14 protein-coding genes and 1 pseudogene are annotated in these 14,091 nt (G+C 36.9%); 5 read left to right on the forward strand and 10 right to left on the reverse strand.

The genetic code is table 11. The features are described from left to right. Positions 1–6: 6 nt before the first annotated feature. The 7 genes and pseudogenes from RGQ13_RS01730 to RGQ13_RS01760 all read right to left on the reverse strand — a co-directional run bounded on the left by RGQ13_RS01730 (position 7) and on the right by RGQ13_RS01760 (position 7,576). The gene (locus RGQ13_RS01730) at positions 7–1,194 is read right to left on the reverse strand and encodes a tyrosine-type recombinase/integrase (RefSeq protein WP_348391843.1); all 1,188 of its coding nucleotides are present in this window, start codon (positions 1,192–1,194) and stop codon (positions 7–9) included. A 170-nt stretch (positions 1,195–1,364) separates the two neighbouring features. Beyond that, positions 1,365–1,559 (reverse strand): annotated as a pseudogene (locus RGQ13_RS01735) (endoribonuclease YicC domain-containing protein); the annotation flags it as partial. Between the two features lie 180 nt (positions 1,560–1,739). Beyond that, positions 1,740–3,341 (reverse strand): hypothetical protein, encoded by a 1,602-nt coding sequence (locus RGQ13_RS01740; protein WP_348391844.1) that lies wholly within the window; start codon positions 3,339–3,341, stop codon positions 1,740–1,742. 268 nt (positions 3,342–3,609) lie between these two features. Further along, positions 3,610–4,473, reverse strand: a complete 864-nt coding sequence (locus tag RGQ13_RS01745; protein ID WP_348391845.1) for a YicC/YloC family endoribonuclease — start codon at positions 4,471–4,473, stop codon at positions 3,610–3,612. Between the two features lie 166 nt (positions 4,474–4,639). Then, complete coding sequence (locus tag RGQ13_RS01750) at positions 4,640–6,337, reverse strand: GMC family oxidoreductase (RefSeq protein WP_348391846.1); 1,698 nt, start codon at positions 6,335–6,337, stop codon at positions 4,640–4,642. Further along, positions 6,337–6,999: a gluconate 2-dehydrogenase subunit 3 family protein gene (locus RGQ13_RS01755; RefSeq protein WP_348391847.1), complete on the reverse strand. Its 663-nt coding sequence runs from the start codon at positions 6,997–6,999 to the stop codon at positions 6,337–6,339. Before RGQ13_RS01755 ends, RGQ13_RS01750 begins: the two co-directional genes overlap by 1 nt. Before the next feature lie 19 nt (positions 7,000–7,018). Next, positions 7,019–7,576, reverse strand: a complete 558-nt coding sequence (locus RGQ13_RS01760; protein ID WP_348391848.1) for a thioredoxin family protein — start codon at positions 7,574–7,576, stop codon at positions 7,019–7,021. Positions 7,577–7,756: 180 nt separating this feature from the next. Between RGQ13_RS01760 and rph the strand changes: the two genes are divergently transcribed. Together rph and pyrE are read left to right on the forward strand one after the other, a co-directional pair. Further along, a complete protein-coding gene (rph, locus tag RGQ13_RS01765; RefSeq protein ID WP_348391849.1) occupies positions 7,757–8,470 on the forward strand; it encodes a ribonuclease PH in 714 nt (237 codons plus the stop codon). 21 nt (positions 8,471–8,491) lie between these two features. After that, positions 8,492–9,133 (forward strand): orotate phosphoribosyltransferase, encoded by a 642-nt coding sequence (gene pyrE, locus RGQ13_RS01770; protein WP_348391850.1) that lies wholly within the window; start codon positions 8,492–8,494, stop codon positions 9,131–9,133. Between the two features lie 96 nt (positions 9,134–9,229). On the opposite strand, the gene RGQ13_RS01775 is transcribed toward pyrE, so the two are convergent. After that, entirely contained in the window at positions 9,230–10,192 is a 963-nt protein-coding gene (locus RGQ13_RS01775) for an FHA domain-containing protein (protein WP_348391851.1), read from the reverse strand. Beyond that, positions 10,183–11,436 carry a S1 family peptidase gene (locus RGQ13_RS01780; protein ID WP_348391852.1) on the reverse strand — a complete coding sequence of 418 codons (1,254 nt, stop codon included), beginning with the start codon at positions 11,434–11,436 and terminating at the stop codon, positions 10,183–10,185. The genes RGQ13_RS01775 and RGQ13_RS01780 overlap by 10 nt, the downstream gene beginning before the upstream one ends. 347 nt (positions 11,437–11,783) lie before the next feature. Between RGQ13_RS01780 and RGQ13_RS01785 the strand changes: the two genes are divergently transcribed. The 3 genes from RGQ13_RS01785 to RGQ13_RS01795 are packed head-to-tail and all read left to right on the forward strand — an operon-like array spanning position 11,784 to position 13,029. Beyond that, entirely contained in the window at positions 11,784–12,182 is a 399-nt protein-coding gene (locus tag RGQ13_RS01785; RefSeq protein ID WP_348391853.1) for a hypothetical protein, read from the forward strand. Between the two features lie 35 nt (positions 12,183–12,217). Further along, positions 12,218–12,616 carry a hypothetical protein gene (locus tag RGQ13_RS01790; protein ID WP_348391854.1) on the forward strand — a complete coding sequence of 133 codons (399 nt, stop codon included), beginning with the start codon at positions 12,218–12,220 and terminating at the stop codon, positions 12,614–12,616. A gap of 17 nt (positions 12,617–12,633) precedes the next feature. Next, on the forward strand, positions 12,634–13,029 hold the full coding sequence (locus RGQ13_RS01795) for an MmcQ/YjbR family DNA-binding protein (RefSeq protein WP_348391855.1): 396 nt from the start codon (positions 12,634–12,636) through the stop codon (positions 13,027–13,029). A gap of 137 nt (positions 13,030–13,166) precedes the next feature. On the opposite strand, the gene RGQ13_RS01800 is transcribed toward RGQ13_RS01795, so the two are convergent. Next, a complete protein-coding gene (locus tag RGQ13_RS01800; RefSeq protein WP_348391856.1) occupies positions 13,167–13,886 on the reverse strand; it encodes a hypothetical protein in 720 nt (239 codons plus the stop codon). Positions 13,887–14,091: the final 205 nt, after the last annotated feature.

A 14,091-nucleotide genomic window follows, 5' to 3' on the forward strand; every position in this document is an offset into this window, starting at 1 on the left:
TAAGAGTTAAATAAATATTTCTAACCTTGTAGATAACTTTTTTAATGCTTTCTTTCTTTCATCAAAATAATCGTACCGGTCGTAAATTCCCTCAACACCTTTGATTTTGTGATTCACACAGCGTTCAGCAATATGGCTAGGGGTACCTATTTCTGCAAGCAGTGATCTACAAGTTCTTCTTAGATCATGAATGGTGAAGTGCTCAACTGACAAATTACCTAAGTTGAATTGTTTGTTAACGGCTGCATTTAATGTGTCATGGCTCATGTGCGCACTCCTTTTAGATGCACGACGATTAGGAAACACAAACTCAGATCCAAATGCTAATACTTTCAAGGTGTTTAACCACATAACGCAATTAGAAGATAAAGGTATTGTTATTTCCGCGCCTGTTTTTGTCCTTTCTTTTGTTAAATGCCAAGTCTGCTTGTCTAAATCGAATTCTTTCCACTTAGCAGCAACTAATTCTTCTTTGCGAATACCTAATGAAAGTAACAAACAGAGTGCCAAATAATTTTGAGGAACAAATTGATCGGTGTTATCCCTTAAAATTTTAAATGTGGTTTTGATTTCGTCGAATGACAATGCACGAGAGCGACTCTTTTCTACTCCACCTGCATCGGTATAGGAAAAGGCTTCTGCCGGATTAGACTCTAATAGGCCAAGCTTAATACCGTGGCGGAACATTTGTTTAAGGTAACCCAAAGTATCATTAGCGATTGTAGGGCGATTGCTATCAACGATTAAGTTTAAGATACGTCTGACGTCCAGTGGCTTAACTGATACTAAAGCCATCTTGCCAATAATTGGGGCTATTTCTTTTCTATATACTCGTTGTGGAATTTTAGGGTGTTTTAAGCGCTTGTGGCAGTCTTTTAACCAATCCTCGGCTAAGTTGTCAATAATTTGAAAGCTGCCGTTAGATTCACGTTCACGCTCTTCTAAAGGGTCTATACCTTGGCGAACCTCGGCTGCAATTTGCAGTGACTTTAAATTCGCATCAGCCAACGAAAGTTCAGGAAAACGACCTATGCTCATTTCCCGTCTACGCTTCATAATCGTATACTTAACGGACCAAAATCCGGTTCCCTCATTACTGATCCGAAAATATAGTCCTCGGGCTACGTTGTGATGCCCTGGCTTACCTTGTTTTAATAAAGCGCGGATTTGCTTGTCATTTAGCTTGTAAGCCATTTTGTATCCCCAATTGATGACAGGTTGTGAGTTTTAATGATGCGCTTACTGCTTATGTCATCAAATCTGTCTACACTATTGTGATACTTTATGAAGCCTTGTCAAGTTATATGAAATAAAAAAGCCCTTAATTACAAGAGCTTTAGTGTGTAGTGAGTATAAGTGAATAGTTATTCGATATTCTGAATTTGCTCGCGCATTTGTTCAATTAAAGCCTCCTATTAAACTACGGAAGCAGTAATTTATGTATTGATTGATTTAGAACCAAGGGTGTTAGCTTCACGGTTAAATTCTTGCATCATGAAGTCTAAGCGACGGCCTTGTGGACCGCCTTTTTTCAAGATTTTATTGGTTTCTTTAAAGTGACGGAACATCATACCCTGACGCACATTCTCAAATAACAACTATCGAAGATTTTATCCGTTTGGTATTACCGACCATAAAATTTTAAAGTATTGAAAGAACCCTATCTTTATTAAAAATCATAATGGTAAATGTCATCGCTTAGAAAGTGTGGCTAAGTTTATTGTTAACAATGGTGATTTTCACCAATTTTTATTTGGGTATAACAGGATACTCTTCGGCGGCCAGGAAAATTTGGCTTCTTCAATTCGCCGTTTAAAATTAGGCGTGTGGTTGATATCAAAAGGGGCGCCGCAACCACAAGCAAAAACTGTTTGCATTAACTGAAACGAACCTGCGGGCTTGGCATCTAAGGCGGCAGCCAATTCATTGGCAAGTTTCACATTACCTATTGCCGCAGCTAAAACTATTGAATATCGAATATAGTTACTTGGCTTTGTTTCCCGCAATTCTTTTATATATGCAAGTCCAGTTTCACCATTACCCATCATGGCATGTAATGTGGCGAGATGGATCTTGTATAGAAGTGGACGATGCTTTAAAGACTCAATGGCACGAGTCGCCTCATCAAAATCCTTTAATTGGAAATAGGCGATTATTTTCTTTAAGGTATACCAGTCATGCCGACCGGTAAGTTGTTCGCCTTTAGCAATTAAGATTAATGCCTGTTCTGGCTGCCAATTATGCAGCTCGGTAGTTGCAACACCATAATAACCAATTGGGTTTAAAGGGTCACAATTAATGATGTATTGATATATTTTCATTAGCGTATCTTGATAACCAAAGTTAAGCAAAACAGGAAAATACAATGGTTGAAGGCAAGAGTCATAATCGGCAGCTCGGTCGGCAAAAGTAGGTAGTAAATTCCAATCATTTGAATGCAATATGTTATTTATATTTATATATAATTTAAGTAACGGATCTTTGGCAAATAATGCCGCCGATTGTAAACTTTTACTTAATTTTTTATGGGCTATTGCGAGTTGTTCATCACTTTCTGTGGCATAGAGCAATATATGACTAAATAAATCACTTTGATGAAAATAAGCCGAGGCAAATTCAGGTTCCAGTTTAATAGCAATATCAAACTGTAGATTTGCTTGCGTTAACACCTCAACTTTGTCTTTACCATGGCCATGCGCTAAGTCATATAATTGCAGGCCTTTTTGATAAGCAATAAAGGCATCGACATTACTTACACCTGAACTTTTCATTGCTTGTGTCGATTTTGCATCGAGAACAATGTTTAAAGCTTTGGCAACTTCAACTGAAATTTCATCTTGTATATCAAGCACATTTTTGAATGATCGATCATAAATTTGTGACCATAATTGAAACCCATCAGAGGCATGAATTAATTTCGCGCTTATCCTAACCATATCATCAGATTTTCGAACACTGCCTTCGAGAATATATTTAACACCTAACTTTTTACCGATAACGCGTAAATCTTCATTTGTGTCTTTGTAGAAAAAGGATGATGTTCTGGCAATTACTTTCAATTTCGGTATTTTGGCAATTTTATTTAATAACTCTTCGGTTAATCCATCTGCAAAAAATTCTTGTTCATTTTCATTACTGACATTCACAAAAGGCAAAACGGCAATGGTTTTAGGATTATTTATTAGGGAAGGGTTGCTTACAGCTTGATTGTTTTTGATTTGAGCAGGGAGGGATTTGTCATGATTAACAATGACTGCTTTGTCATAAAAAATATAAGTAACTAAAGCAGCAATAAGCAAGAGTAAAATAAAAGGTAGCTTTATTTTTTTAATTACATTCATCAAGTAATTCACTTGTAGTTGAATAATTAAACTTCATGACTTAACGACAACCCTGTGATTAATAACCTTAGTCACAAGAATAGTCTAAAAAAATTATTTTCTCTAATTGACTCTAACTTTAGTAAAGTTTCTTTTAGTTGAGAATGGAGATGATTTTTACCAGGTAGAACAATATATTGTTTATAAAATTAATGAAACAAAGCCCTAAATAGGGCTTTTTTATTGCTATGTGCCAACCTATATCAAGACTAGACATTGGTAAACTAAATTATTCTATATTCTGGATCTGCTCACGCATTTGCTCAATTAAAACCTTTAGTTCAACTGCAGCAGCGGTGATGTCAGTATTAATCGATTTAGAGCCTAATGTGTTAGCTTCACGGTTAAATTCTTGCATCATGAAATCTAAACGACGGCCTTGTGGCCCTCCTTTTTTCAAGATCTTGTTAGTTTCTTTAACGTGGCTAAATAAACGGTCGATTTCTTCATCAACATCCATTTTTTGCGCTAACATTACAAGTTCTTGTTCAAGGCGCGTTGAATCTGGATCCACACCGGCGTCTTTAAATTTTTCAATAATACGCTCACGTTGCCATAAAATTATTTCTGGCATATGGGCTTTTACATTGCTGGCTTCTTCGGTAATGCCATCTAAACGGGCTTTGATAAGCTCAGCCATATTTGCACCTTCACTGGCACGAGCGGCAATGAAATCTTTTAAGGCTTGATCAAAACCAGCTAATAGCTCGGCTGAAACAGTATCCATATCGGTTTCTTCTGCTTCCATAACTCCTGGCCATTTCATAATGTCTAGAGGATTAAGCTTACCGTCACCCGCTTTATTGATCACCCAGTTGGCGCTTTCGATAAGTTGTTCAGCGAGTTTTTGATTAATGGATAAGTTGCTTTTTGCCGCAGGGTTGGCATTGAAGCGTAAATTACATTCTACTTTACCGCGGTTTAATTGCTTGCGAAAGCGTTCGCGCAATACGGCTTCTAAACCACGAAATTGTTCTGGCATACGAAAATATGTTTCAAGAAAACGTTGGTTAACCGAGCGAATTTCCCAAACTGCGTTACCCCAGTCACCTTTCACCTCAATGCGGGCGAATGCTGTCATACTATGGATCATAAATATTCCTTTTGAAGTAGATAATTCCATACAGCACATAATAATTTGTTGTGCCAAATGGTGAACAGATTATGCACCACAGAATGAAGTTCGGCAAACCTAGCATAAAAAATACCGCTAGATCATAACAGTTAGCGGTATATTTAGAAGTGAGCAGGCTACTAAATTAACTTAACTGTAGGCGCTCTACTATTTTATCGGCAACTCTAAAAGAATTGGCATAAATAGTATAGGTGTAGGGCACACTACCCCCGGTTGGCATAAACGAACCATCGGTTACATAAAGGTTATCTACGTCATGGGCTTTACAGTTTTTATCTAAGACTGACGTTTTTGGATCGTCACCAAAACGACAACCGCCTGCTTGCAAGTTTGCCGGCGGATAAGAGCTTACAGATGAACTAATATTGGTTGCGCCCATAGCTTGAAGTAACACTTCAGCCTTCGTTGTTAGATATTCCCCAACTTTTAGGTCATGCTGATGAGCACCAATTCTTACCTTGGCAACCGGGTCTCCCCACTTGTCAGTGTTATCTTCATCGAGAGTGATAAAACAATCATCTGTTGGTAGCCAGTCGTTGAATACTTCAAAGCGTAGAGTTTTACCAAAATTAAATGCTGTTTGTAAATTAGTCTTAAGTTGTTCACCCCAAACTAAATTATCATCCTCATCCCATTTTTCTGAACTGGCTTTAGAGATCGCATTTTGATGAAAGAGAAAATCTATGGTGCCACCTTTAGCTGGCTTGCCAAAGTCTTTGTCATCAATTTTATACCAATCTTGCAAGGCGCGGTTTATAAACGGTCCAACAACTCTAAGCTGTTGCTCTTTTTCATCTGATATTTGATCAAATAAGAAATCACCTTGGCCATTACCTCCTGCTGAAAATACTACGTTCTTACCAACTTGGTCATTATTGTTAGCTAAGCCGTTCGGGTGTTTCGGTCCTGTTGAACTGAGTAACAATCGTGACGTTTCAATTGCTTGGCAGGCTATAACATAAACTTTTGCTTCAACTTTATGCTTTCTATTTGCCTTGTCGTAATACCAAATGCCGCTAACATCGCCTTGCTCATCAGATTCAATGTTAAACACTTTTGCATGTGGTTGAATTTTACAATTACCTGTTGCCACTGCGTGGTTTAAAAGGGCCGCTCTGCCGCTACCTTTAGCGCCTGACGAACAACCGTAACTTGAACAATAGCCTGAATATTCGCAACTTTGTCTGCCCATAGCGGGTTGTGATAAAACAGCCCTTGGCACTGGAAATGAATGATAACCAATATCTTTTGCTGCTTTATCTATCCAAGCTGAAATTGGATGTTCAGCGGTTGGTGGAAAAGGGTAATCAGTTTTATGCGGTTCAAGATGCGGATGTGGAACAACTTTACCCGATACACCCACCTCATTGTCTACTTTGTCATAATAAGGTTCTAAATCTTCATAACTTATGGGCCAATCTGCCACATTGGCCCCATTAATGACACCAAATTCAGTTTTAAGACGAAAGTCCATTGGCTTTAAACGATGAAAATAGCCACTCATAAAGTTGGATGAACCACCTACTAAATTACCATTCCAGAAATCCCAGCCAGATTCGCTAGTTGCTTCACCTTGCCAATAGCTATTACCCTCATCATCCTCATATTCTTCCTCTATAACATGCTGTTCATCTTTTAACTTTGGTGAGTAGGTGGTACGGCGACAGCAGGCCATTTCATCTTTATAAAAGTCTTCTTCAGTTAACCAAGGCCCTTTTTCTAGTACTAAAACTTTTGCACCTGCTTTTGCTAAGGTGTAAGCAACTGGAGAAGCACCTGCGCCACTGCCAACAATACACACATCGAATTTATTACTTTTCATTAAAGAGCTTTTCCTTGCGATTTTGTTGGCGTAACTTTGTCATCTACATTGGTGACTTTTATTGCTGCATAAGCAGACAGCTCGTAATAACGTTTACCTTGCGCTGGTAGCGGGAATCCTGGTTTATGCTTAAGCCACTGCCAACCGATGCCGTTAGGATTACCACCATAAATTGGTGGTGCAAGCATGGCTTCAAACAAATAACTCAGCAACGTACTTATCCAATTTTCACCAGCGCGAGACATGCTAATTGCTTTTAGCGAAGATTCTTTTTCTGCTTGGGTTAAATTAACAAATGATTTTTGTAATTGACCATTGGTGTAACCATTTAGCCAGCCAACACCTTTTTCAATAAAGTCTTTTTCATCTTGCTCGATTGGTTGCTGAGTGACTACGTTATATAAATAATGAATTGCTTGTAATTCTTTTGCGCCAGGACCAGATTTTGAGCTGGGCAGTAAATGCTCTAATACGGCATTTAATGTTAACCAAGGATCTTGCGATAAATCAGCAAGATTAATTTTTGCGAATGTAGACACTGGCAGTGCAGTTAAAGCTGTAGTCAATGCTGCAGATTTTATAAAATTTCTACGAGATAAACGCTGTTTTAAACATGGGGGTGTTTTGTAGCGTTTATCAAAAAATGAGTGTATGGCTATCATCTTGTGAGTCCTTAAATATCTAGCCTTGGTCTGCTGAAGTTTTTTCAACGTTATTGATTGCGTTTTGTTTGGCAACGTTTTGACTGTTGTTTGCATATTTCCACGTATCAATAAACTCTAACCATTTTTGTCTTGAATAGTTTTCCATATTTAAAAACTCGGCGGTGTCTTTTGACAAAATCACTTTTCCTTTTCCTGTAGATACATACATATGCGGGTAGCCTAAAACCGGTGGTAAGCCGCTCATAAATTCTATGTTTTCATTAGTATCGCTAACACTTACTTTAAGTAACACGAAGTTTGAATGAAGTTCTTTATAAATATCAGGATTAGCCGCAAGAAAGGCATCGATTTTATGACACCAAGTACACCAGTCGCCACCAATTTCTATTAAAACATTGCGATCAGTTTGACCTGCCAAAGTAATTGCTGCCATCGCGTCTTTAAAAGGGTCTCGTTGCTCATCATATACTTTACTGTATATCGGTAATTCGCTTTCAGTAGCGTTTGATAAAAAGCTGATAAATATGATCGCCGTAACAAAAATGGCGACTGCTTGTTGTATGGTTTTTTTCATAAATAGATAGTCTAAACTCAGAGGAACTTACTTAACATGACCTTGTAAGTATTAACTATATTTCAACAACTTCGATTTAGATAGTCATTGTGGATGAATAATCAACACTAGCACTATAAAAATTAACGATAAGTCTTTATAATGCGCGGCAGTTTATAAATTTAAATATTAGGAATTTCTATGCGTCCAAGTGGCAGAACTGCTGGCCAAATTCGTCCAGTAACCATTACCCGTCAATTTACCGCTCATGCTGAAGGTTCAGTGTTAATTGAGTTTGGTGATACCAAAGTAATTTGTACCGCTACTGCTGAAGAAGGTGTTCCTCGTTTTCTAAAAGGCCAAGGTAAAGGCTGGATCACTGCTGAATATGGCATGTTACCTCGTTCTACTCATACTCGTATGCGCAGAGAAGCAGCTTCAGGCAAGCAAAGTGGTCGTACATTAGAAATTTCTCGATTAATCGCTCGTGCCTTACGTGCCGCGGTTGATTTATCAGCACTTGGTGAAAATACCATTACTGTTGATTGTGATGTAATTCAAGCCGATGGTGGTACCCGTACTGCTTCTATCACTGGAGCATGTGTTGCTTTAGTAGATGCCTTAGATTATTTACGTGCTAAAGGCGCGTTAAAAACTAACCCGCTTAAGCATATGATTGCCGCTGTTTCTGTAGGTATTTATAAAGGTACTCCAGTATCTGATTTAGATTACCCTGAAGATTCAGCCGCTGAAACAGATATGAATGTGGTTATGACTGATACTGGCAAGTTAATTGAAATTCAAGGTACTGCCGAAGAAGAGCCGTTCAGCTTTGAAGAAATGCAAGAAATGATGCAATTAGCAAAAGCGAGCATTAGTGAATTATTTGATGCGCAAAAAGCAGCACTTAGTTAATTAGATTTACAGGATAGATAAATGAAAGATTATCAACGCGAATTTATTGAATTTGCCCTAGCAAAACAAGTATTACGTTTTGGTGAATTTACTTTAAAGTCTGGCCGAGTTAGCCCTTACTTCTTTAATGCTGGTTTATTTAATACTGGTGGTGATTTAGCTCGTTTAGGTCGCTTCTACGCTTCTGCTTTAGCAGACTCTGGCATCGATTTTGATTTGCTATTTGGTCCAGCTTATAAAGGTATCCCAATTGCGACAACTACCGCTGTTGCTTTAGCTGATCACCATAACAGAGATGTGCCATATTGCTTTAATCGTAAAGAAGCGAAAACTCATGGCGAAGGTGGTTCTCTAGTTGGCTCTGCACTAGAAGGTAAAATCATGTTAGTTGATGACGTGATAACTGCTGGTACTGCAATTCGTGAATCAATGGAAATTATTAAAGCCCATGGCGCCGAGCTTTCAGGAGTATTAATTGCTCTAGATCGTCAAGAAAAAGGCCAAGGCGAATTATCAGCTATTCAAGAAGTTGAACGCGACTTTAATACCGCAGTAATCGCGATAGTTAGCTTAGGCGATGTAGTAAATTACTTAGCCGATAAGCCAGAGATGAAAGCTCATCTTGAAAGTGTAAAAGCTTACCGAGAAAAGTACGGTATCTGATTACTAACGCGTTAAAGTATAAATTAAAGGGGTCCGTGATATTTAATAAAAACTATTAAATATCACGGACCCCTTTTTGGTCTTTCTGTTTTGCTTTTATTTTTTATCTATCTGTTTATCTGCGGCGATAAATAAATCATCACTTTGTTTAATAAACTCATCGCTTGAACTTGCCGGGGCAATAGAAAATATCGGCGTTAAAATCGTACTGTTATATATGGGGTAAGGGGTAAAGTCTGGTTTATCGCTTAATTCATTCATGTATAAACCTCCATAGATAATGATGGTTAAGCCTGCAGCAATATGAATACGTCGTTTTGACGATTGCTCAAAGGCAATATAGAAGTTAAACCAAAATAGACTAAAGGTTAGGCCTATTGATATAACTGCAAGTAGCCATTGCCAAGACCATTGGCTCGAAATATTAAAACCTAAAAATGCATCGATAAAGTCAATGATCCAGAATAAGTTTATTATCACAAAACTTACACCTAATTGACTGCCAACCCTTGGTTCGTGCTTGTTTAAAAAAGCCATCAATGAGCATAGTAATGGCCATAATGCATAACCTAAGGTTACTGAAATTACGCCAATAAAAAGCTGGCTGTAGACAATCTCTTTATCTGGGTTATTTAAATATAACAAGGCAAAATTAATCAGTCCAAATAAGGCGACCATAGCGATAATCATTGACCAACGACCAAAGTATTCAACGGCATTTTCAAGTTCACTGAATTCAACGCTTTTACTTACCGGGTGGTCTGGTAAATAAAATCGAAGCTGGGTTTTACCCAAGCGGATAATATCGCCAGATGCCAGCGCATGCCATTGAGTTAATGGCTGCTTGTTGGCGAAGACACTACCATTGAGAGACTCAAGATCTTTAATGTACCAAATACCTTCGTCACACTTTAAAGAAAGGTGCTCAGGGCAAATATGAGGGTCGGATAAAATAATATCGTTATTATAAGCGCGGCCGATATTAACAGTTGAGGTTGAAAATTTATGCCGACCAATAAGTTTTTTACCACGACTAATTTCTTCAATAATTAGTTCCATTTTACTGACTCCATAAACTTCTTATTGAATACTTGGGCAAAGTTTTTATCCACACCAGACAGCGTGAAGTGGCTTACCAATGCTTTGGCGTCTTGATCAACAGTTGCTGATAAATACATTACATCATATAAACCACGATATTTTTTGTAAGCTCGAATACATAAAATGGCTTTGTTTCGAATGCTCTCTTCATTATCTGTAGTGATGTCATGTTGGCATTCGTATTCGGTTACATCTTCTTTGCCAGCACGATTGCCAGGACCTGCTCTATTAATTTGAGTTTGGTAAATCTGATAGAAACGAGTACTACTTAGTTCTTCAGCATTAAAAAAATGAAATTCCATATTTATACTACCGGTAGTAAATGACTCCGAAATATATACGTACTCTTCCATTTGGCAGTTAGTTACGGCTTTAAAAAGTAATTCATCAGGTTTATCTGCATTAGAATTACCCCAACATCTAATATAATTAACGCCCGTATTAGGTATTGACGCATTGGCAAACGTTTTAGTTTGCCATTCGTTTAGCATCACCTCATTTAACAAGCGGGTTTGATTCGCTTTTAATTGCGCGGTAATTTGTTCATCAATGCTTTGCTCAATTTGTACATCAAAGTTGTTAATTAGATTTGCTAGTTTATCGTGTGGGATTAAAAATCCGATTTGATTTCCTGATGAAGCTACATTAATACCAACAACTTGGCCAAACTTGTTCACCACAGGTCCGCCACTCATGCCAGGATTTACTGAACCGGTAAAGTGAATACGATCATTAAATGCTTCTTTCTTTAAACCATTGTATGTACCAGGAACTACAATCATGCCAAGATCATGGGGATTGCCTAAAGAATATAGCTCCTCCCCCTTACTTGGCGTTTTTTCTGATATGTTAAAATGCTTTGTTTGCGGGTTATCATCTAAGAGAACGATGGCTAAATCATTAATAACATCAACTGTTTGCAAGTCTAGGTGACCTTTATTACCTAAGTGATCTTCATATTCAATAACATATTTTTCTGGGTATTGAGCATAACCCGAAATAACATGGTAATTGGTAGCTATATAGCCGTTTTCACTAATTTGAAAACCAGATCCTATAGACGATTTTTCTGAAGTAGCTTTATCAATTAACCTAATTTGGTAAAGAGAAGGCGCCATATCTTGAAAGATTTGCTGGGCTTGTTCTGTCGCATTAATCACAATGCTGTACAAACTGAACACCAGTACAACCAAACGTTTCATTTGTTTTCCTATAATATTTTTTTCTATTGTGCCATGTAATATCACTTGGTTAAAGAATTGTTATACGAGCAAATTTATAAACGAATTCAAAACATTAATAACACAAAGACAATTTTTTACAAAAATATTACAATTTAGATTAGATTTTAATCAAAAACTGATCTACTTTTAAAGCATAAGAAACATAGTTTGCGCTAAAAATTCATAAACCCGATCTTTGTAACACTTTTAATGGACTAAGCTTTATTGCTACGAAACAGCTTTGAATTTTATTATTAGATTTATTGTATATTTGTACAATTGATAATATGCGTGTATTTTAATCATCATAGTTTCCCGGAGACAATATGAAATACACATTAAGTTTTGGTTATATAAATCAAATATCTGCTAACATTGCAGAAATAATAATTGATAACAGCACTTTAATTACCGTTGAAATGTTTGAAGAATACAATGAATTCATCACTAAACATTTTAGCAAGCCTTATGCTGTTTTAGTTAACAGCATTAATAGCTATTCAATGACTCATGAAGCTACTTTACTTGCAGCTAAAAGCAATGCTTTAGCTGCTACGGCAACAGTAAGTTTTGGTAATGAATCAGAGCAAGTTGTTGAAAAATTCTTGAAAGATAGAGGGGCAGATAATTTAAATTTAAGAAAGTTTTCTGGTTTTGAAATGGGTCGTATTAAGGCGATTAGATGGCTTGAGCTTGAGTTAATGAAAGCTAAAGAGAATGCTTAACATGAATATTTATTTTTCTGTAAGAGGTACTCTCAATGATATTTGATTTAAGTTTTGGCACTATTGGCATCATTAGCGAAAATATTGCCGAAGTTATTGTTAACGAAGGCACCATAATGACTTTAGAAATGTGCGAAGAATATGATGCATTTCTCGAAGAGCAGTTTCCACACCCATTTGCGATATTAGTCAATAAGCTACACAACTATAGTTATACCTTTGAGGCTAAACTTCATATTGCATCCCTTGAAAACTTACGAGCTATTGCTTCAGTTACCTATAATGAACATGGTGCTCAAGAAACTAAAAAACTTGTAAAAAGAAGGGCTGCAGATAACTGGAACTTAAAAGAATTTTCAGGATTGCAAATGGGGCGTCATAAAGCCCTTGAGTGGTTAGAAACTGAATTAGTTGATTCGATGATTAAAAAATAGGTTTATAGTCTAGTTTAATGTCCGATGAAGAAGCTCAAATTTATCTTTTAAATAAACCTTTTACCACCCTTGATTACCCATTTGGTGAAGATGTAAAAGTATTTCGTGTTAAAAATAAAATGTTCGCTACTATCGCTTTAGGACAAACAGCAAAAAGTGCCAAAACATCTGATGAAGCCAAAACCTACTTTTGGATGAACCTTAAGTGCGATCCTCATGAAGCTCTTATTCTGCGTGATATTTTTCCATCGGTAATTCCCGGTTACCATATGAACAAATCGCAATGGAATTCAATTATTCTGGATGGCTCAATTCCGCAAGGAGAAATTGAACGAATGATCGATAACTCCTACAATTTGGTGGTCAGCAAAATGACCAAGAAAGATCAAGCCTCAATACTTCTTCATCTCTAACCACAAATTTAGCCCGATAGCTCATAAACATTCGTATTAGGTATTACTATGACGCTTCTGCTTCAATGTTATGAAGTAGTAGCGTTAAAGATTTTATAAATAAAGATCAGCTAAAGTGATTCAGCAACACCATGGCTTTAGCCTTCAACTTTATTAAGCTGCTTACCGATGTAAGATTTCACTTTATCAAATTTTTGTGCAACTCCACCACGAATTCTTGAAAATATAAGGTGGCTTCGTTCTTGATTTGCGACAACAGTTAATAAGTTTTTATCTGTATTAAATCGTTCAAAATCAACATTAATAAATGTTCCGCTATTATCATGGTTTGGTTGTACTGAGACTAAACCCCTCACATAATTCATTTCTAAATCGTTCATTTGACGAAAGTAAGCCAACATACTTTTTTCAGACTCTAAGTGTGATTCAAGATCAATTAACAGAGTTTTTAATTGTTGATCTTGAATAAGCCCTATATCTCCAGTGGCAATTAGTGATTTATATGTCCCCATAGATGCGCTAATCGGAGGCATTTGAAACATGCTCATTAGTGCGTTTCTAGCGCGATCAGAGGCGGAATCTATATTATCTGTTGCAACCATATCTATCACATAATCAAGCTCTTCGGCTTTGTTTTGATGAAATGTGGCCATTGAACTGATACTTTCAACATTGCTTGAAAAGTCACTATAGAGTTGCTCAAGAATAACCTTTTCTTTTTGTTTGTTTACCAGTCCATCATTCCAACTATTAACTTGTATTGCGACAAAAATTCCTGATACAACAACGATAAAGTCGATGATTGCAGCGCCCCAGTTTTGCTGCTTTAAGTGTTTGATTATATTAGATGTTAGCATCAAAGGGTTTCCATAAATTTTTGATTCAAATTTAGTATAACTTAATTGTATAAATTACATACAATAGATAACTGAAATTAAATGGATGATAGATAGTTCGTAACAGTTTGTGGTGATTAAATTATAAAGCCAAGAAGGTGGGTACAGGCGGTGAAATTACCGCCTGTATAGATTTAAAGCATCCGAATAAAGTGAAATTTATTAA

It is taken from the genome of Thalassotalea psychrophila (assembly GCF_031583595.1).
Classification (GTDB): domain Bacteria; phylum Pseudomonadota; class Gammaproteobacteria; order Enterobacterales; family Alteromonadaceae; genus Thalassotalea_A; species Thalassotalea_A psychrophila.